This window comes from Photobacterium sp. DNB22_13_2 (assembly GCF_052873915.1).
Genome location: NZ_JBNNXU010000004.1, coordinates 258700 through 277852 on the forward strand (window position 1 = coordinate 258700; position 19153 = coordinate 277852).

A 19153-nucleotide genomic window follows, 5' to 3' on the forward strand; every position below is an offset into this window, starting at 1 on the left:
TTATGGCAAAAGCATTAATTGTCCTTACCAGTCATGCTGCAATGGGAAATACGGGCACAACAACAGGATTTTGGCTTTCAGAATTAACCCACCCCTACTTTGCTTTGGCTGATAAAGGAGTAGACGTCGGTATTGTGTCAATTGCAGGGGGTGAAACACCCGTTGACCCTAAAAGCTGGGATGAAGAAGATGAGTTCAACGCACGTTTCCTAGCTGATCCTGACCTCGTTGAGCATTTGAAAAACAGTCATTCGATCAATAACATCATGCCTTCAGACTACCAAGCAATTATATTTGCCGGTGGCCACGGCACCATGTGGGATTTTCCTGACGATGAGCATGTAAAACGTGTCGCCATAGCTATCTATCAGCATGGCGGTATTCTCGCTGCAATTTGCCATGGTCCAGCGGCGCTGGTCAATATGACCTACTCCAACGGCGATCACCTTATCGCCAACATGAAAGTCACCGGGTTTACCAATGAAGAAGAAGAGGCTATCGGACTCGCCGCTGTTGTGCCGTTTTTACTCGAAGACAAACTGAAACAGGCTAATGCCACATTTATTTCAGCTGACGCTTGGGCAAATAACGTCGTTATCGATGGTAACCTGATCACAGGGCAAAACCCCCAATCCGCCGCTGGGGTAGGTGAAGCCGTTGCAGAACTGCTGTTAGAATAGTAACTTGGCGCAAGGCACTATCGAATAATAACAGGACGTACAATGGAATATTTACACACAATGGTACGAGTCAGCGATCTTGATGCATCGCTGGATTTTTACTGCAACAAACTGGGTTTGGTAGAAACCAACCGCAAAGAGAGTGAAAAAGGTCGCTTTACGTTGGTTTTTCTCGCCGCTGCTGGCGATGCAGATAATGCTAAAGCCACCAGCGCCCCATTGATCGAGTTGACTTACAACTGGGATCCTGAAGAGTATGCAGGTGGTCGTAACTTTGGACATCTCGCCTTTCGTGTCGACAATATCTACCACCTGTGTGCCCATCTACAAGATAACGGTGTAACCATAAACCGCCCACCACGAGATGGCCATATGGCTTTCGTACGCTCTCCGGATGGTATTTCTATTGAACTACTACAAAAAGGCGAAGCATTAGCACCTGCCGAACCTTGGATTTCGATGGAAAATACGGGTAAATGGTAATTAACAGCTAGCTCAGGTTTCTAATTAGCGCTTTACCTTTACTAAGGTAAAGCGCATATAGCCCCTCTCTTTGCATGTCCAACTCGCATTTATATAATGTGTTCTAAAGCTCCGTATTCCTCCCCTCAATAAAATCACAATAACATAGCCTTACAGCTTTATAGCCTCTCATATCACACCTTAAACTCCGTCCAAATAAGCAATTCCAATCCATCTTACCCATAAAACTTTACTCGCATATTCATGACAATTCGCAGACCTGAGACAGTGCTAATCCTTGCAACTTACTAAGATTTTTTTGTTCTTTTTTTAATTTTTTGCGCACCTCTTTTGGATTAAATGCTGCTGCAATAGACAACTTTACTCAAGGAGACACCATGAAGGCATTAAGTTCGTTATGCCTAGCTGCAGTTACTCTTGGATTAAACGGCTGCCAGCTAACGAATGAAAAACTTGTTAGTCACACCTTTGACGATCCTGTGACCATACATGACTACCAACTCCCCATCTATCCGGATGGCATGAGTTTAGAGGCGAACTATCGGCAGCGGCGTAACCAAGAAGTCTGGTATTGGTCTGAACTAGAAAATATGACCTACCAGCGCGGCGAAAATTTGGTCATCCAAATCGTATCTAAGCAGCCTCTAGAGGCACCACCCGCACAATTTGCCTTTGCATTACCCAGCAAGCCTGCTGAACGAAAATATAATGCGGTCGGACCGTATCAGCGCTGGGTTAGTGTAATGCCGAATGGCGATAAGTGTACTTATGCCCAACAGCACACCCGCCGAATGGAGCAATGGTTGTCTGTCTTTATCCACTACTGCACACCAGAAGATCAAGATGGCCTCAAATGGTTGGATGAACTTAAACCAAGTTTTTACCTTCAGGAGTTCTAGCAATGCATTTTTTCAATGCTGTATCATGGATGAAGTGGTTAACGGCCATTGTCCTTATCCTAGCCACACTCAGCCTGGCGACTGTACAAGTTTCGATGGAAACCCATGTTTGGTTATCTGTCAGTGCCTTTTTTATTGTTTTGATGGGAATGACGGCTAGCAATAAACCTTATTTGCATTTACTAATGCTATTAACCGGGGCATTTATTTCCATACGTTACATCTGGTGGCGCTACGATCAAACGCTACCGTGGGAAAGTAGCCTTGACATACCGTTTGCCCTCGCCTTACTCGTCACTGAAATCTACGGCATTACCATTTATTTACTAGGGATGTTCGTCAACGCGAAACACCGCGACCGCGATATCATTCCCATCGATGTAGATAAAGCCCTCCCCACGATTGATGTATTCATTCCCACTTACAACGAATCGCTTCGCGTTGTAGGTCCGACTATCGCTGCAGCGGCGCAATTACAATATCCCGGTAAAGTTAATGTTTGGGTACTGGATGATGGCGGGACCGCTCAAAAACTCAATGACAACAATGTTGAACAGGCCACCGCCGCTCGAAAGCGCTCCCAGTCACTCAAACAGTTATGCCAAGAGCTCGAGGTTAACTACCTTACTCGCCCTGCGAATGAATATGCCAAGGCAGGTAATATTAATCATGCGATGACCCATAGTACCGGCGAACTTATTCTTATCCTCGATGCGGATCATGTTCCGTCTAAAGACTTTTTGATTAACACTGTAGGACAATTTCAACACCAGCCAAATCTAGGCTTCGTCCAGACGCCACACTTCTTTGTCACGCCAAACCCCATCGAGCGTAATCTTGGTATTGAAAACAAAGTACCTGCAGAAAATGAAATGTTCTACAACGGTATTCTCAAAGGGCTGGATTTTTGGAACGCGAGTTTTTTCTGTGGTTCAGCTGCCGTCATTCGCCGCAAAGCACTTGATGAGGTAGGTGGGATTTCTACCAAGACGATTACCGAAGATGCCGATACCGCGTTGAATATTCATGCCAAAGGTTGGGACAGCGCTTATATCAATAAGGCGATGATTGCCGGGTTGTCACCGGATACATTCGGCAATTATGTCACCCAACGAACCCGCTGGGCGCAGGGCATGTTGCAAATTTTAATGCTCAACAACCCAATCCTGAAGCGTGGATTATCGATACCCCAAAAGTTGTGTTACCTCAACTCGACACTATTTTGGTTCTTCCCCATTTTTCGGCTTATCTACTTGGTTGCACCACTGTGCTACTTGCTGTTTGATCTGCAAATATTTGTCGGGAATGCCAGTGATTTTATTGCTTACGCCATCCCTCACCTTGTGATCAGTATGGCTATCACCCAGCATTTATTTGGTAAAAACCGAAATACCCTTTTTTCAGAGTTCTATGAAACCATTTTGGCCATTTTCCTTGCCATTCCTGTACTATCGGCCATCATCAACCCCCGAAAACCCAGTTTTGCAGTCACCCCAAAAGGTGAAACTACTAACCACACCCACTTCTCTCCTTTAATGCGTGTGATTGTTGTTACCACTGCCGTCATTGGTTTTGCCGAAGGATACGGCCTGTATCGTTTTTATCATTATACCGCTGAACAAGGGCAGCTTGCTGTCGTGTTGGTATTCAATACGTTCAACTTAATAATGTGCCTCGTTTGCCTTGGTGCCATGGTTGAAAAAAGGCAACGTCGAGTTGAGCCACGTACGACTTGTCGCAATCACGCCCTTGTCAAAATCGGTAATGATTCCTCTAGAGCCACGATTAACGACACTTCATTAGGCGGTGCACACCTTACCATTGAATCATTGGAACATACTCTACAGCCCTCCGACATTGTCGAGCTTACCTGCTATGTCGAGCAAACCGGAAAAAGCGTTAACGGAAAGAAAAAGCTCAAACCGCAACAATTAACGATGCGTGTTCATCAAGTGAAATATCTTGCAAACGGCCAAACCGCAAACTGTGAAGTCATGGGAAACAGCATCAAAACTTGGCAAACATTCACTGCTATGACATTTGGTGACAGTGAAAAATGGGCACACAGAAGATCATTCGAAGAACAACAACGCCGCAGAGTACTACATGCGATCTACCATTTTTTTACGCTTAGTTTCAAGAGTTTGGTAACTATCCTCACGGTGTCACGCCAAGCTTCAGCCGATAGCAAACGGGCAGAGCAAAACGAGAACAAAACACAGGATGTACGCTAATGAAACGTTATCTAATCCTCATCTGTAGCTTACTGTTTTCTACCATTAGTATTGCTCAAACTGTCAACGTGCCTTTAAGCTTTGTATTACAGGAAGGGCAGGATGCAACATTACGTGGCCAGTGGGATAAGATCAGCTTTCCTCTGACACTTTTAGATAGCCAAGAAGTCACTGGCATCAAAATATCATTATCTCTTGTCCATTCCGGAAATATAGATCTAGCCCACTTGTGGGTAAACCTTGGTAATAAACCCATTGCTAATATACAACTACAACCTAACGGTGAATCACAACAAATTGTCGTAAATTTATCGCAAGCCTTGCTCAAGCGATACGGCAATCTCATGACAATTTCTGTTCGCCACCAGCTACCGGCTTCATTAAGCCTAACTGAACAACGAATTGAAGCATCAGAGGCGGTCACCGAAATATTGGCGAAGCAATCTTTCTTTGAACTCAATTTCACAGAAAAAAATATTGAATCTACATTGGCGGACTTTTCTGCCTTGATCATGAGTGGACAACTACATGATCAACCTGTTCAGCTTGTCAGTCATATTTCCGATAACTCGCAGGCAGCTCTCTCTATCGCAAGCCAACTTATACAAGGTTGGACTTTGCGCAGTGGTAGCAAGTCTTATGAGTATCAATATATAGCCCAACAAGATAGAGTTACTTCCAATAGCCAAATACAGTTGCTGTATGGCTTACCGGAACAATTGGCAACGACAAACACGCTGCCGAGTGACTATCTGGCAGGGATTCAAGGTCCTTTCCTTGCTCTGGTGAAACAATCTAACTCAAAAAAGTATGTATTCGTTGTTTCAGGTAGAAATGAACAAGAACTGCTCGAGGCAACAGCTTACTTCGCCAATCCCGACTTCCCTCTGCCTAACCACAAGTACGCAGTTGTTAGCCGCTATCAACAATCAGATAAAACCCAGCTTCAAAGCAAGGGGAAATACACCATCTCCCAATTCACACCACAGCAGGAATTTGGCCAAGAGCCTCTCGTGTTACCTGTGATGATGCCCGCCAATTCACTGTTCAGCCCTGATGAGAATGCACACATTAATTTGGTCCTTGCCCACCCTTCGGTCCTGCCGGGTGAAGCGGCGATGGTTATTCGGGTCAATGGTGATTACGCGAATAGTATGCCATTACGAGCAAGTCGCTGGCGGGAAACTCAACACTACCGTTTAGCCTTTCCGATGAACAAGCTTCGCCCAGGGCTGAACAAAGTCAGTGTCGAATTATACGGACCTGAACAAATTGATAGTTTTAACGCAACAACTATGCCCTTCATTGCCGAGGTTGAGGAAAACTCTGCTATTCGCTTTGGTGCTTGGGTGAATTACCTGACAAAGTTTGATCATCAACTACCAGCAGATCAGCTGTTATTCATTACTGACAATAATGGCCGCGATACGCAGATCACACTCAACTACAGTGAGCCAAGCCAACTCGCTGCTGTATGGCAACTACTCAGCCATATAACCCTGCAAGCTCGACGCCCTATGACAGAAATATTGGTTACTGAGAACACAAGCCAGCAACGCCCCGTCAACTTAACCTTTGATGTTGGAAATACCGATGTGAATAGTCTGCCAATCGGTAATGAGAAAAACGATCTGTTTACCTCACTTCGCCATTCACTCCTAAATACAATGGCAAATATGCAAAATGGGTCATCAAAGCAAGTTACTGGCGGTGAAAGTACAATTGCAGGGGCGAGTAATTTCTATCAATACAGAGCAAATCAGGGTGGTTGGCAAGCAAAAAGCCAAATAGACCAATTAGCGAAGTTAACGACAGCCAGTAATGGCTGGCGAAATATCATCTTCAATGCAGATACTGAAGCTGCTTTAAATCAGGAAATACATATTTACCTCAACCAGCGGGTGTCTCATGACCATGGTGAAATCGAACTAGCGTTCAGTGACTTGGCTGCCGATAAAGAACTCGCTCGCTCTGGCTTTATCGCCTACCCGTACTCCTTACCGCTCCTATTGGTCTTGCTGTTGCTACCACTGACATTACTTATTCATCGCCAGCTGGAGAAGCCTTTATGAAATGGCTCCCTCTGGCGATAGCAACCATCCCTCTACTCACCAGCTCACAAGTTGCAGCCAAAGTGCATGGCTGCAATATCAGAGCCGATCAGCAGCTATGGAGTTTTTATAAAGATAAATTCATTACTCCTGACGGTCGGGTCGTTGACAACGGTAATGACAGTATCAGCCACAGCGAAAGCCAAGGTTACGGTATGTTAATGGCCGCTTTTTTCAATGACCACCCCACATTCAAGCAGCTCTGGCGGTGGACGCAAAAACATCTACAACATCAAGGTGACCCGCTATTTGCTTGGAAATGGCAGCCAACAGCGCCACATATACCAGATAACAACAATGCCAGTGACGGTGATATTTTTATTGCATGGGCACTGCTCAAAGCTAATGAACTCTGGCCAGAACATCAGTATCACCAGCAAGCTACTGCCATTATTGATGAATTAGCAACGTCTCACTTTGTCCAACTTGGTGATCAACCGGCTTTACTGCCAGCCCAATATGGATTCAATAAGGACGGTTCAACTATCGTGAACCCTTCATATTGGGTTTATCCCGCATTCAATGAGTTTGCCAAAATGGATACGGCTTGGGCGTCACTGAACCAAAGCGGGCTCTCCATTTTGGACAGTAACCAGTATGGTCAATATCAACTCCCCACTGACTGGCTGGAGTACCTGGATAATCGCTGGCAGCCCTCTAATCAGTTTCCAAGCCGTTTTAGCTACTCCAGCTACCGTATACCGCTATACCTGATTTGGGGTGGATATGACAATGCGGTAAATGAGAACTATCGCCGCTGGTTGTTCCAACACAACAAAGCCTGGGTCGATGTCAAGAAAGGACAAATGGCACCTTACGATGCACCAAGTGGTGCCAATGCGATTGCGACACTGGTTCAGCTGAGCCAGGAAACCTACAAGCATCGTAGTGCGCTTCCCCATCCAAACAACAATGATGATTACTACTCATCAAGCTTGATTATTTTCTCCCATATTGCTTTCTACGAGAGGTACTGCCAATGAAATTTCTTACCCTAGCTCTTCTCGTTGCACTTCCTGCAGTGGCTTCTGAGCAGGCATATATCCAGATACTTGAGAACGACGTCTCGGTAGAGGTTAATCCGCAGGGACCATACAACTTCTTTGATGAAGGGCCAATTTGGGCCACTATGGAAAAAGAAGGTTGGCAAGCAGCACAAAAAGCAGCCGCCAATCAGCCGATTTCAGAGTCTTTGCGAGAAGAAATTCTCTATCGCTCAACACGAGAACAGCTCGAACAATCCATCGCCAGCAAGCAATCGGCTCAAACGAATCAATTATTGCTCACTCACCCACAATGGGAGAGTTGTTCACGTATTCAGTGGGCTTGGTTAGATCTTAAACACGAAACCCAATCTGGCTATGGGCCAAATTCCAAACAAAAACTCTCGAAGCTTTTGTCAAATTGCCCTGAACATGGCTTATCTACCACCCAAAAAACACTTGGTTGGACGAATGCTGATGCCGGTCTCGATATCTTGAACCGTTACAAAAACAGCAATAGCTATAACGCCGATGATTATGAAAATCTCGCCTATCAAGTCAATCTCGCCAACCTCGGTCAACAGAAGCTGAACAAAAACCAAACCCGCTCTGCGGGCCAATTAATATCTCACAAGCGAGATGCTAAAGGAGCAGAGCTGTTGGGGTGGCAACAGCTAAAGAACAAGCAATACAACAGTGCACTCATGTGGTTTGACAAATCAATAAGCTGGACGGAGACCCCAAGCCGTAAGCAAATAGAAGGTAAAATTCTCAGCCTCCAGCAGTCAGGCAAAACTGACCAAGCGAAACGCTATCAGCAGCTGTGGTCTTCTCGCTATCCCAGTTTGAAAAAGTTAAATAGAAGCAGCCAGTCACCGCAATTAGCCAAAGCATGCCAATCCGACCCTCAGACCTGCCTTAAGTTGCTGTATCAAAACAAGACGCTAAGTGGTGAACAACACGCTCTAGCTGGCTGGCAGTGGTACAAAATGGATCGTCCCTTAACGGCTAAGCGATCGTTTGAAAAAGCACTTGAAGAGATGGATAGTGAAAACAAGCAGTACCAATCTACCCAGTACGGCTACACCTTGGCCTTAAACAAAGCTGGGTTTGAGCAGCGCGCAGAGTTCTTAGCCAATAACCTCGCCGACCCAAGCCAACAAATGCTCTATGCAAAGCAAAGGGAAACCAAAGCGATTCTCAATGCCTACGAGAAACAAGATTACCAGTATGTCATTGATCGCAGTGAGGCCTTCGAACAAACCTATGGCAAAGAAGTTGGGTTAGCAGAGGTTAAAGGTTGGGCGTATTACAACCAGAAGCAAAACAACAAAGCGGTAGAGACGTTCCGTGAGCTGGTTGATGCCTATCCCCACGATGATAACCTGCAAGACGCATTGAAAACCGCTGAGTGTGCGCAGAAGAAAAGCTATAAGCTGTGCTATTAAAATAATGCACACACTTAAACCACAAAAAAGCCTCTGTCTTTATATAGGCAGAGGCTGATTTTAATTATTCAACTTGATATCAGTGTCAGCGGTGGGTCTATGGCACACCGTGTCCTTTTGAAGCAACCCAAACGCGATACCACTGCTCCCGGGTTAATGTAATACCCAATGCATCAACCGCTCCCCGTACACGTTCGATTTTACCAGAACCAATGATAGGCAACGGGTTCGATGGTAAACGTCGTACCCAAGCATAAATTACCTGGTCAATACTCTGAGCACCGACTTCTTCACGGATCGCCTCTAATTCGTTGCGTACCCGAACTTGCTGCTCTGACTGGCCAGAAAAAATAGCACCACCGCCCAAGCATGACCAGGCCATTGGCTTGATACGCTTCATTTGCAGTTGGTCCAATGTACCATCATGCGCTACTTCAAAGTTAAGTGGATTTACCTCAACTTGGTTGGTCACCAATGGCGCATCTAAACGAGATTGCAACAAATCAAACTGTGAAGGCGTGAAGTTCGATACACCAAAGTGGTTAACCTTGCCCTGTTGCTTGAGCTCTGTGAAGGCTTCTGCCACTTCATCGGCATTCATTAACACATCTGGACGGTGGATCAGCAAAACATCAATATTCTCAACCTGAAGGCGAGATAAAGAATTATTCACCGAATGAACAATGTGCTGCTTGCTAGTATCGTAATGATTGATTTGGCGCTCTGGCACAAGGTCGGTACACAAGTTGATATCGCACTTCGTCACAATCTCAATTTGGTCACGTACACTTGAGTCAATCGCAAGCGCTTCACCGAACAACTGCTCGCATGCGTAACCGCCGTAGATATCGGCATGATCAACCGTCGTGATCCCTAACTCAATATGCTGTTTCAGGAAACTCAATCGCTCCTGTGGGCTCATGTGCCAGTCGGCAAGACGCCAATAGCCTTGAACTAACTCGGAAAACTGCTGCCCTTTCGGGGTGAGTTCAACTTTTGCCACCATCTGCACTTAACTCCGTTTACTCAAAAATCGCGTTCCATCCTAGGCTTGTTCTGAATAGGAGGCAATGCTATAAATCCAAACCTTCGAACTGGAGTACGAACTATGACTTTTTCCGCTCGCCTAAAAACCCTAATTGGCGAAGAAAGCATCAGCGGCTTCGCTCGCAGAGTAGAGATCAATGAAGCCTTAATCCGCAAATATCTAAAAGGCAGCGAACCCAGCTTAGCGAAAGCAAACCAAATCGCGATGCGGGCCAATTGCTCGCTAGAATGGCTGGCCACCGGCTGCGGTTACCTCTACCGCCAAGCCGAAGTCGTCGACAAATCGGCACTTAATGCTGCTTTTGAGCATGTGAACGGTAAAAAAATCAGCAATACTGAAGCAGATAAACTGTTAACAATTGTGACTGGCTATCAATATCTCCGAACCCATAAGAAATCTGACGGTTACTTAGATATCAGCGGGATGACAACATTCCTCAATATCGCCAAACAAGAAAAACCTGAATGATTTCTGTCTGCACCTGAATTTCCAAACTGGCAGGAGTAGTGTTTTGATATTAGGAGGTTACAATCCGCCGCAGTCATTAGCTAAGAAGTACTGCTATGCCAAAACTAAATCTCCATCGACAAGACCACATGAAAACCGTGGTCAATGACTTCACTGCTGACGAGCTCCAGCAACGCCTTGGTTCAAATTTTACCAAGCCGGAAAAAAAGCAGCCGCGAACGCCTTACCTTACCCCCAAGGCGGTTGAGCGACGCTGGCAAATGCTCGATAACGAGGAAGCCAAAGCACAACTGCTCGATGGACACACACAAGAGCAAATGCTCTGCTACAACAAAAACATCGAAAACTTCATTGGCACGGTGAAAATGCCCATCGGTATTGCGGGGCCACTTCGAGTCAACGGCCTATTTGCCAAAGATGATTATCACGTCCCACTTGCCACAACCGAAGCAGCCCTTGTCGCTTCCTATAACCGTGGCTCTCAGCTTATCACCCAATCCGGTGGGGCAAGTGCCATGCTGCTTAACGAAGGGGTCACGCGTACCCCTTGCTTTGCATTTTATGACCTTGCACAAGCTGGTCAATTCGTCGCCTGGGTTGTCACCCAATATGATGAATTCCGTCGTATTGCTGAATCGACCACACGACACGGTAAATTGACAGATATTAGTGTCAACATCGAAGGTAACCACGTCTACCTGGTATTTGAATACCTGACAGGCGATGCGTCCGGCCAGAATATGGTGACCATTTCTACCAACGCTGTATTCGAACATATCTTGCACCACTCTCCAATCAAACCGCTAGAAGCTTTCCTCGATGGCAACCTTTCTGGGGACAAAAAAGCAACAGCACAAACCTTGCGTGGTGTACGCGGAAAAAAAGTGACGGCCGAAGTTAATATCGACAAAGCACTGATTGAGAAAATGCTGCATACCACGCCGGAAAAAATGGCTGAATTTGCTCGTATGAATACCATCGGTGGAACGCTCAGCGGCAGTATCGGTATCAACGCCCACTATGCCAATGCCCTCGCTGCCTTCTATATTGCCTGTGGTCAAGATGCCGCCTGCGTAGCAGAGTCTGCGGTGGGGATTACACGTATTGAGGTCAATCAACACGGTGGTTTATATGCCTCAGTCACCTTGCCAAACCTTATGGTAGGAACAGTTGGCGGTGGCACGTCTCTTCCTAGCCAAAAAGCATGTTTGGACTTGCTGGGCTTGCATGGCGCTGGTCATTCTCAGGCTTTGTCTGAGGTTTGTGCAGCCCTTTGCCTTGCTGGTGAGTTGTCGATAGTTGGCGCCTTCTGTGCCGGCCACTTCTCGCGCGCCCATCACAAACTGGCGCGTTAACGTAATGATACCCAAGTAGCATAAAGGTGCTTGGGTATATTTAATCTTTAAAGCGTTCTGTCTGCCACACTGGGAGGACGTTTTATTATATCTAAAGATTCATCACACATATCTAATGCGTTATGCATGATTTTCAGGCAAAATTGCGGCAGCGATTCCCATTATCATTTGGGATAACACTTTCCTGCTGCATTACAAACGCTGAGGTTTCGATTCCGTCAATGCTTAAAGCCCTATCACCCTCTTTCTTTAAGAATTCCGTTTTTAACCAACTTCCTGTTGGTTTGCGGTATATGTTGTTATCCGCGTTGGGCTTTTCCCTCATGGCGGCATGCGTAAAATTAGTCAGTGCTTCTGGCATGCCTGTTTTCCAAATCGTAGCGGCAAGGGCCCTTATCTCTCTGGTGCTTAGCTATCTCGATATTAAGCGCAAGAAAATTCCGGTATGGGGGAATAACAAACCATTACTCATCGCGAGGGGAACCGTTGGTACCCTAGGCCTGGTTTGTGTGTACTATGCCATTGCCCACCTTCCTTTGGCCGAAGCGACTATCTTACAGTACCTCCACCCAGTCTTTACGGCAGTACTAGCCCTACTCTTTCTCAAAGAGCGGATACAACTTTCAACCATCATCTGTATCGCTCTGAGTATTCTGGGCCTAGTTATCACCGTCAAACCCAGCATGCTCGCCAGCAATGCCGTCGAACTTCCTACCTTTGCCGTGGGTATCGCGATGATGGGGGCATTTTTCAGTGCGGTGGCTTATACCATAGTGAAACGCTTGAGCAAAAGTGAAGACAGTTCAGTAATCGTATTTTACTTTCCGTTCATTGCGCTTCCTTTATCGCTAATCCTCCTAGGTGGGGAAATCCAAATACCTACCCTATTCGAAGCGGCCTTACTGCTATTAGTGGGTATTTTCACTCAGATTGGGCAGGTGTGCTTAACCAAAGCAATGCAGACCGAGGCGGCAAGCAAGGCGACAGCCTACTCTTACATTCAAGTGGTATTCTCTATCCTGCTTGGTGCATTCCTATTTAGCGAGTTGCCATCGGTTTGGACACTGCTCGGCGGAAGCCTGATCATTGTCGGTACGCTGATAAACATCTTCGGGAGCCAACGCGCAGCACCAAATAAGTAATGCTGATAAAGCTATACCAAAGGCCATGTTAAATTAGACTCCAATAAAAAAGACCGCCGTGGGCGGTCTTTTTTTAGTCACAGTGATCTCGTCACTACCTCAATGCATTGAGCTTTAACTGCGCTTGGCCCAATACGCTATCGACAGGATAGATACCATCCAAACCTGCTTGACCAGCAACCTGGCCCATCAAGATTTCAATCGCTTCCGTCACATGGCGAATTGCCCAGATTTTAAAATCGCCTTTTTCAACAGCGTCGACAATATCTTTCCGCAACATTAAATTATGCACATTAGACTGAGGAATAATCACACCTTGGTTTGGCGCTCTTCCTTTAATGCCACAAACATCAAAGAAACCCTCAATTTTCTCATTCACCCCACCGATTGGTTGGGCTGCACCAAACTGGTTCATCGAACCGGTAATGGCCACCTCCTGACGCAGTGGAATTTGAGAGAAAGCCGACACAATGGCACACAACTCGGCCATTGATGCGCTATCACCATCAACACCACCGTAAGATTGTTCGAAAGTCAGGTGAGTAGTGAGTGGGATCCGCTTATTACGACCAAACACCGATGCCAGGTACGCCGATAAAATCATCACCCCTTTTGAGTGAATTCGGCCACCAAGATCAACACTGCGTTCAATATCAAATACACCGCCATCCCCATAAGATGTCGTTGCAGTGATCCGGTTCGGCGAACCAAACTGATAGTCCGAAGTTGATATTACCGACAAGGCATTAACCTGCCCAACCGTTTCACCATCAGTGTCGATCAATGTTGTGCCATTGGTAAACGTCTGCATTACATGATCTTTAAGACGGCTTACCCGCATTTCCTGGTTGCTCAATGCTAGCTCTACATGGTTTGCTCTGATCATCGTGGCATTGGACGACTTCGCAACATAGTTGGACTCGCGCAACAAATTAGCAATATCAGCCGAATGCAACGACAGTTTGTTCTGATCATCTGCTTGGCGAGAGCTGTATTCGATGATCCGGCCAATGGCTTTGCGGTCACAGTGCAGCATCTTGTTATCGTTGACGATGCTGGAAATGAACTTGGCGTATTGCGCTTCCGACTCATCGGTACGGTTCATTTCATCTTCAAAGTCAGCCGTAACACGAAACAACTCGCTAAATTCAGGATCATAATGCTGGAGCAGCTGGTATGTTTGGTAGTCACCAAATAAAATGAGTTTAACGTGAAGCGGGATCGGTTCAGGATCGAGTGAGATCGTTCCTGATAAAGTAACTTCTTTTTCCAGTGAGCTCACGCTCAGCTTACGAGACCGCAACGCACGCTTCAGTCCATCCCACACATAAGGTCGCTCAAGGACTTTGACTGCATCCATTAAAAGTACACCACCATTAGCACGGTGTAAGCTACCAGGACGGATCAGCGAGAAGTCAGTAAATACCGTCCCTTTATAAGTGGCATTTTCTACATAACCAAATATTGAGTGATAGTTCGGACTTTCCTCTACCACGATAGGGAATTTAGAATCATCTTGGTTCACCAGCACATTAACTTGATAACGGCGTGGCATTTTTTTATCCAACGCAGCATAGGCAAGGGCAACCTGCTCTTCACTTTCCTCCAAGAAAATATCGAGATTTTCAAGAATATCTGCCTGCATTGCTTTTAGGTAGGCAATGACTTCAGGCAGCGGCTTATATTCTTGTTTAAGCGTCTTGATAAAGTGCGATACCACATCGAGCGCCACTTCTTCGTTGAGCTTTTGGATTTTTTCGGAAAACTCTTCTTCCAATTCAGTAAGTTGACGAACAATGTTGCGTAGCTTTCGCTCCAGCTCATTGATCATATCTTCAAAGCCTATTTGCTCTTCTTCAGTCAGCTGAGCAAATGTTTCTTCGGTATGAGGCTCTTCGCCATTTAATGCAACAAGTTGGTACTCACCGGTAGTCGTGACCGACAGACTAACACTGTGCTCTTTTGCCTCTTGAGTTAGCGTCAATAATGCGCTTTCTTGCTTCTCGGTCAGCTGGTTTTTGAGCTTCTCCGAACGGCTGTAATACATTTCATTATCGAAAGCCAAAGGCAACGCCTTGACCAAGCGCGTCATCAACTTTTCGATATCTTTTTTGAATGCATGACCGCTTCCCGCTGGCAATTTAAGTACCTTCGGAGTACGAGTTTCCTCGAAATTTGCAACGTAACACCAATCATAAAGTGGGTTACCGTTGCCATTAGGATCATGCCGGTTGAGATAGCGCAGCACCATCGTACGCTTACCAAGGCCATTACGGCCAATGGCATAGATGTTATACCCTTTCTCCTTGATCGACATGGCAAATTCCACGGCCTTCTGGGCGCGTTCTTGACCAACAATTTCATCAAGTGGGGTAAGATTTTTCGTCGACTTACAATCTTCAGGCAAGCCATTTAGCTCTGAGGCGCGATACAGTTTATCACTGCTTAGCGGTTGAATAGTCATATGGCTCCCTCCATAAACAATCAGTTACATCCAGTGTAGACAGTAAATTATTATGATTTAGTGACTTAGCCTACGTTTACCACTGCTAAGCCATACTAAAAGGTATCGTTTGCTGTATTTATGTACAAAAACCTTACGATATAGAGTGTTTTTTCTAATCACTGGAAACAGCGAAATCAGCCCAACTACCCCTCATTCAGTCTCTCTGTTAATATACCGCGCTTAATATAAGGTCAGCGGAAATCACCAATGAAAAACACCCGAGTCAGTATTGGACTAAGTAACCCTAAAAGCCCAACGAATGTTGGTGCAGTAATGCGCGCAGCAGGCTGTTATCGTGTCGACTCAGTATCATATACCGGCCAGCGTTACGACAAGGCAGCAAAGTTTCAAACAGACACAAAAAGCGTAACGAGTAAAATCCCGCTGACAAATGTCCAGTCACTACTTGATGATCTCCCTTCCGATACCAAAATAATCTGTGTAGAGCTTGCGGAAGGTGCTATTGCTTTGCCAGCATTCAAACACCCAGAAAATGCTTTATATGTGTTTGGCCCAGAAGATGGCACTATTGCGCAAGAAGTTGTTGATAAAGCACACGCGGTTGTATATGTGCCAACTGTCGGCTGTATGAACCTAGCGGCAACGGTGAACGTGTTACTTTATGATCGTTTGGCAAAAGCTGAGGATGTGATTATGGGGGATGAGCTTATCCGTCAGAGCCGAGACAACAAAAATAATCTCATCGTCAAAACACCTTCCACAGCGCGATAAACCGAATAGTAGTATTAAGCCAGCTTACATATGCAAACCTCTAAGCTGGCTTTAGCGTGCTATTGTCCTAGGCTGTCTAAAATTTTACGCACTTTCTCTACATTATTTTCATACATCGCAATTGCATGGATCACAGCTAAGCATTCTGCAGTTAAGTTTGACTGATTCTTCTCTATGACAGTGTTATAGATTGATTGAGGAAAATCATCGGAAGTCCCTTGAGGCTCAACGTATGTCACCACTGAGCCTTGGTAATTACGGTGGTATTTCAAACATGGCCAGCTTATCGTTTCAACGGCTGCATTTGCTATCCCACACTGCCACTCTTCACGTACTTCTTCTGGTGATTGCTCAAAATGAATGTCATCGCGACTACCGGTATCTAACCATCTCTGGACGGATGCCAAATAATGTTGATGATCGTAATCCTGTATCAGCTCTACCACCGTAGTCGAGGAATATGAGAAGCAAACACTCAACATATACAGTTCTGACAACGACATAGTATCGAGAGCTAATAAAGCCTTGTTATAGGCTGCATCATGAAGTGTTTTTTCAACACTATCTCTTTGCTTTTCTTCCTGCTTCCTCTTTTCTTTCAAGCACTGAATGCGTTTCTTTCCACTATCAATAAGTTGTAGCGCTTGCTGTAGTAACTCAATTTCAGACGTAGAATACAGTTCAACGAGATCAACTAAAACGACATCTTTTATGGTGTTAGAAGCCGTGGTCACTTTAGCCTGTTTACTTTTCAAGGCTCTGCTATTTGCAAAATCAAGCATAATAATCCCCTCAAAATCGATACATTGATGCTAACGCATCTATACAGTTAGGATGATTAAAGAGTTAATGAAAACAGTCGACGATAAATAGCTGGGGTGAAAAAGAAGAGAGAATACTACAAGTATAGACAATGACTTAAATATGTTAGTGACTTACCTCCTGTTTACATAAAAAGCCATCAGTTCTAGCCTGATGGCTTCATGTTTTACTTTTTGACTCTAACCGTTGTTCGCTTACTGCTTAATAAGCGCTATTTCCACATCACGATCAGCAGTCATCCACCAGCGGTTGCCATATTGACTATCGTAACCCACTAGAGGTTGATCGGCACAAGCGGCTTCACGTGCAGGTTCACTTGTTAAAAATGATTCATCCCAAGGGGCATCAACAATACAGTTTTCAGTCACAAGTGGCTTCCATACACCATTAACTTGTTCGCCCAATACTAAGTCTTTAGTATTTAATCCAGCATCAACCGTAAACTGCACACCAAATTTATCAGCAATGATTTCTTCAACGTTCCAGTCTTGTGTTGCCGTCAGAGGCAAATCAATGTGACCAGCCTTCGCGCTACCATCTGGTTGTGATCCAGGTAGACCGGTGCTTTCACGCAAGTCCGTTTCTCCACCGTATGCATTTTGGTACACACCACCGTGGTTTTGCATCCCGCTGACAAGCAATATATCAGACCGAGTTTCGTTAGTTTTTGGCATCCAGCTCAACGTCACATGTTTTTTCATATCGATAGTCGTTGCGGGAACAACAACGTTACCCATCTCTGCACCGGTTTCATCAACACCTTGCTCACCCGGGTAAGCACGTTCCGCACTGTTTAGGTTAGGATCCCATGATTTATTTTGAGTAAACAAGAACTGATAAGTCAGGCGCATCATGTCATTCATCGTTTCGGCACGCGTCAATCCAGCGTTATAGCCCATGGTGCGCTCCGTCGTATCAACACGGTTAAACGTATTATTTATTCCGCCAACTAGACGAGCTGAAGAGCCATCATAACCAATACAATCATTGGTTTTGTATTCAACGATATGGTTCAACACTGGACGCTGGTCATCAGGAATCGAATTAGGGTAAATCAGAGCCTCACAACGTTCCAAAGTACGACTGAAAGTATCCATCAAGGTCCAATTTGGATCACCCAGCTCTTTCATACCCTCTTCATTATTCATAATAGTATGCGGCGCATAGTAGGCGTGGTAATCCACTCGAGTACCATCGAAGCTCAGGATTGCCGCATTGGCATCAAAATGTTTGGAATCATATTCCGTATTCATCGTTGCCATCTTATGCTGGATAACATCCTGAATCAGCTCTCGCTCACCGTAACGGTATTCATAGCCTTTATATGAGGCATTACCACTCACAATCTGGGTATATGAAGGCATACGGTAATTACCGCCAGTAGGTGTAGAAGCGAGGGTATCGACATTGTTACGGCCACCCGGATCATTCGAACCATATACGCGGGCGTGGATCTGCGAGCGCTGATACATATGTTCGTGACCCTGTACCCAAATCACATCATATTCGGCAAATAACTCACGAATTTCCTTATGGATATCAAATAGACGGTTGTCGTCTTTTACACCCTGGACAATTTGTTCGCGAGTTTGACCATATTTTGCCCCCACAAGGCCATCGTGGCTGGCAATCACAACGTGATCGAACTGACCTTCGTTTTCTGCAATTACGTCTTGGATCCAGCCAAAAGCAATGGGCAAGTTATAGTACGCCAAACCAATCATTAAGACGTTGTCACGAATGACGTAATAATTCAGCCATTCCGCCGAGGGCATGTGCACTGCATCTTCTGGGATAAAGTGACGCATATTATCAATCCACTCAACAGTATACGCCCAGCTGGTTTCATGGTTACCCATGACTGGTAAGAACTCCATGCCAGCTTCCCGGTATTTATCTGCAACAGAGCGCCACTGCTCCCACTCTTTAGTCGAGCCATTATCTGTTAAATCACCGACAGGGATAACAACATTTACTCCTTCTTGTTGATGTTTAGCTAAAACAGCCTCCATCGGGTGAATAGCCACATTCCAGCCACCACCTTGAGTATCTGGTAGTAAGCCAACTTTTAATGCTGTACCCGGCTTAGGCGACGTTTTTCCAGACTCATCTGATGAAGAGCTATTACATCCGGCAAGTGTTGCTATTATAGATAACGCAACAAGTGAACGCTTCAATGTATTATTTTGCATGATTACCACTGCTATTACTATTTAAATGAATAAACCGCGAGTAATCTACA

Annotated in this window: 16 protein-coding genes; 11 read left to right on the forward strand and 5 right to left on the reverse strand. The window is 45.4% G+C overall.

Annotation, left to right across the window (positions count from 1 at the left end):
• Positions 1 to 2: 2 nt before the first annotated feature.
• The 7 genes from ACVA58_RS08720 to ACVA58_RS08750 all read left to right on the forward strand — a co-directional run bounded on the left by ACVA58_RS08720 (position 3) and on the right by ACVA58_RS08750 (position 8838).
• The gene (locus ACVA58_RS08720) at positions 3 to 680 is read left to right on the forward strand and encodes a type 1 glutamine amidotransferase domain-containing protein (protein WP_446510041.1); all 678 of its coding nucleotides are present in this window, start codon (positions 3 to 5) and stop codon (positions 678 to 680) included.
• A 42-nt stretch (positions 681 to 722) separates the two neighbouring features.
• Entirely contained in the window at positions 723 to 1163 is a 441-nt protein-coding gene (locus ACVA58_RS08725; protein WP_446510042.1) for a VOC family protein, read from the forward strand.
• Between the two features lie 377 nt (positions 1164 to 1540).
• Complete coding sequence (locus tag ACVA58_RS08730) at positions 1541 to 2062, forward strand: hypothetical protein (RefSeq protein WP_446510043.1); 522 nt, start codon at positions 1541 to 1543, stop codon at positions 2060 to 2062.
• Between the two features lie 2 nt (positions 2063 to 2064).
• Positions 2065 to 4296 (forward strand): UDP-forming cellulose synthase catalytic subunit, encoded by a 2232-nt coding sequence (gene bcsA, locus ACVA58_RS08735; protein WP_446510044.1) that lies wholly within the window; start codon positions 2065 to 2067, stop codon positions 4294 to 4296.
• Complete coding sequence (locus tag ACVA58_RS08740; protein ID WP_446510045.1) at positions 4296 to 6368, forward strand: cellulose biosynthesis cyclic di-GMP-binding regulatory protein BcsB; 2073 nt, start codon at positions 4296 to 4298, stop codon at positions 6366 to 6368. The genes bcsA and ACVA58_RS08740 overlap by 1 nt, the downstream gene beginning before the upstream one ends.
• The gene (locus ACVA58_RS08745; RefSeq protein WP_446510046.1) at positions 6365 to 7390 is read left to right on the forward strand and encodes a glycosyl hydrolase family 8; all 1026 of its coding nucleotides are present in this window, start codon (positions 6365 to 6367) and stop codon (positions 7388 to 7390) included. The genes ACVA58_RS08740 and ACVA58_RS08745 overlap by 4 nt, the downstream gene beginning before the upstream one ends.
• Entirely contained in the window at positions 7387 to 8838 is a 1452-nt protein-coding gene (locus ACVA58_RS08750) for a tetratricopeptide repeat protein (protein WP_446510047.1), read from the forward strand. The genes ACVA58_RS08745 and ACVA58_RS08750 overlap by 4 nt, the downstream gene beginning before the upstream one ends.
• Positions 8839 to 8935: 97 nt before the next feature.
• On the opposite strand, the gene ACVA58_RS08755 is transcribed toward ACVA58_RS08750, so the two are convergent.
• Entirely contained in the window at positions 8936 to 9844 is a 909-nt protein-coding gene (locus ACVA58_RS08755) for an aldo/keto reductase (protein ID WP_446510048.1), read from the reverse strand.
• Between the two features lie 102 nt (positions 9845 to 9946).
• On the opposite strand from ACVA58_RS08755, the gene ACVA58_RS08760 reads away from it, so the two are divergent.
• Positions 9947 to 10354 carry an XRE family transcriptional regulator gene (locus ACVA58_RS08760; RefSeq protein WP_446510049.1) on the forward strand — a complete coding sequence of 136 codons (408 nt, stop codon included), beginning with the start codon at positions 9947 to 9949 and terminating at the stop codon, positions 10352 to 10354.
• A gap of 95 nt (positions 10355 to 10449) precedes the next feature.
• A complete protein-coding gene (locus tag ACVA58_RS08765) occupies positions 10450 to 11709 on the forward strand; it encodes a hydroxymethylglutaryl-CoA reductase (RefSeq protein WP_446510050.1) in 1260 nt (419 codons plus the stop codon).
• A 133-nt stretch (positions 11710 to 11842) separates the two neighbouring features.
• Here ACVA58_RS08765 and ACVA58_RS08770 read toward each other — a convergent pair whose 3' ends face one another.
• Positions 11843 to 12070: a hypothetical protein gene (locus tag ACVA58_RS08770; protein ID WP_446510152.1), complete on the reverse strand. Its 228-nt coding sequence runs from the start codon at positions 12068 to 12070 to the stop codon at positions 11843 to 11845.
• Between ACVA58_RS08770 and ACVA58_RS08775 the strand changes: the two genes are divergently transcribed.
• Positions 12003 to 12851, forward strand: coding sequence for a DMT family transporter (locus tag ACVA58_RS08775; protein ID WP_446510051.1), 849 nt, complete (start codon positions 12003 to 12005; stop codon positions 12849 to 12851). The genes ACVA58_RS08770 and ACVA58_RS08775 overlap by 68 nt on opposite strands.
• Positions 12852 to 12945: 94 nt before the next feature.
• Here the strand turns inward: ACVA58_RS08775 and ACVA58_RS08780 are convergent, their stop codons facing one another.
• Complete coding sequence (locus tag ACVA58_RS08780) at positions 12946 to 15315, reverse strand: Lon protease family protein (RefSeq protein ID WP_446510052.1); 2370 nt, start codon at positions 15313 to 15315, stop codon at positions 12946 to 12948.
• Between the two features lie 249 nt (positions 15316 to 15564).
• Here ACVA58_RS08780 and ACVA58_RS08785 point away from each other — a divergent pair, with 249 nt between their 5' ends.
• Complete coding sequence (locus ACVA58_RS08785) at positions 15565 to 16089, forward strand: RNA methyltransferase (RefSeq protein WP_446510053.1); 525 nt, start codon at positions 15565 to 15567, stop codon at positions 16087 to 16089.
• Positions 16090 to 16148: 59 nt separating this feature from the next.
• Here ACVA58_RS08785 and ACVA58_RS08790 read toward each other — a convergent pair whose 3' ends face one another.
• Complete coding sequence (locus ACVA58_RS08790; protein ID WP_446510054.1) at positions 16149 to 16871, reverse strand: hypothetical protein; 723 nt, start codon at positions 16869 to 16871, stop codon at positions 16149 to 16151.
• A gap of 234 nt (positions 16872 to 17105) precedes the next feature.
• Positions 17106 to 19103, reverse strand: coding sequence for a metallophosphoesterase family protein (locus tag ACVA58_RS08795; RefSeq protein WP_446510055.1), 1998 nt, complete (start codon positions 19101 to 19103; stop codon positions 17106 to 17108).
• Positions 19104 to 19153 lie beyond the last annotated feature (50 nt).

Coding starts and splice junctions, on each gene's coding strand:
- ACVA58_RS08730 (WP_446510043.1), top strand. CDS start 1,541: ATGAAGGCATTAAGTTCGTTATGCCTAGCTGCAGTTACTCTTGGATTA.
- ACVA58_RS08745 (WP_446510046.1), top strand. CDS start 6,365: ATGAAATGGCTCCCTCTGGCGATAGCAACCATCCCTCTACTCACCAGC.
- ACVA58_RS08760 (WP_446510049.1), top strand. CDS start 9,947: ATGACTTTTTCCGCTCGCCTAAAAACCCTAATTGGCGAAGAAAGCATC.
- ACVA58_RS08775 (WP_446510051.1), top strand. CDS start 12,003: ATGTTGTTATCCGCGTTGGGCTTTTCCCTCATGGCGGCATGCGTAAAA.
- ACVA58_RS08780 (WP_446510052.1), bottom strand. CDS start 15,315: ATGACTATTCAACCGCTAAGCAGTGATAAACTGTATCGCGCCTCAGAG.
- ACVA58_RS08725 (WP_446510042.1), top strand. CDS start 723: ATGGAATATTTACACACAATGGTACGAGTCAGCGATCTTGATGCATCG.
- bcsA (WP_446510044.1), top strand. CDS start 2,065: ATGCATTTTTTCAATGCTGTATCATGGATGAAGTGGTTAACGGCCATT.
- ACVA58_RS08770 (WP_446510152.1), bottom strand. CDS start 12,070: ATGCCAGAAGCACTGACTAATTTTACGCATGCCGCCATGAGGGAAAAG.
- ACVA58_RS08720 (WP_446510041.1), top strand. CDS start 3: ATGGCAAAAGCATTAATTGTCCTTACCAGTCATGCTGCAATGGGAAAT.
- ACVA58_RS08750 (WP_446510047.1), top strand. CDS start 7,387: ATGAAATTTCTTACCCTAGCTCTTCTCGTTGCACTTCCTGCAGTGGCT.
- ACVA58_RS08740 (WP_446510045.1), top strand. CDS start 4,296: ATGAAACGTTATCTAATCCTCATCTGTAGCTTACTGTTTTCTACCATT.
- ACVA58_RS08795 (WP_446510055.1), bottom strand. CDS start 19,103: ATGCAAAATAATACATTGAAGCGTTCACTTGTTGCGTTATCTATAATA.
- ACVA58_RS08755 (WP_446510048.1), bottom strand. CDS start 9,844: ATGGTGGCAAAAGTTGAACTCACCCCGAAAGGGCAGCAGTTTTCCGAG.
- ACVA58_RS08785 (WP_446510053.1), top strand. CDS start 15,565: ATGAAAAACACCCGAGTCAGTATTGGACTAAGTAACCCTAAAAGCCCA.
- ACVA58_RS08765 (WP_446510050.1), top strand. CDS start 10,450: ATGCCAAAACTAAATCTCCATCGACAAGACCACATGAAAACCGTGGTC.
- ACVA58_RS08790 (WP_446510054.1), bottom strand. CDS start 16,871: ATGCTTGATTTTGCAAATAGCAGAGCCTTGAAAAGTAAACAGGCTAAA.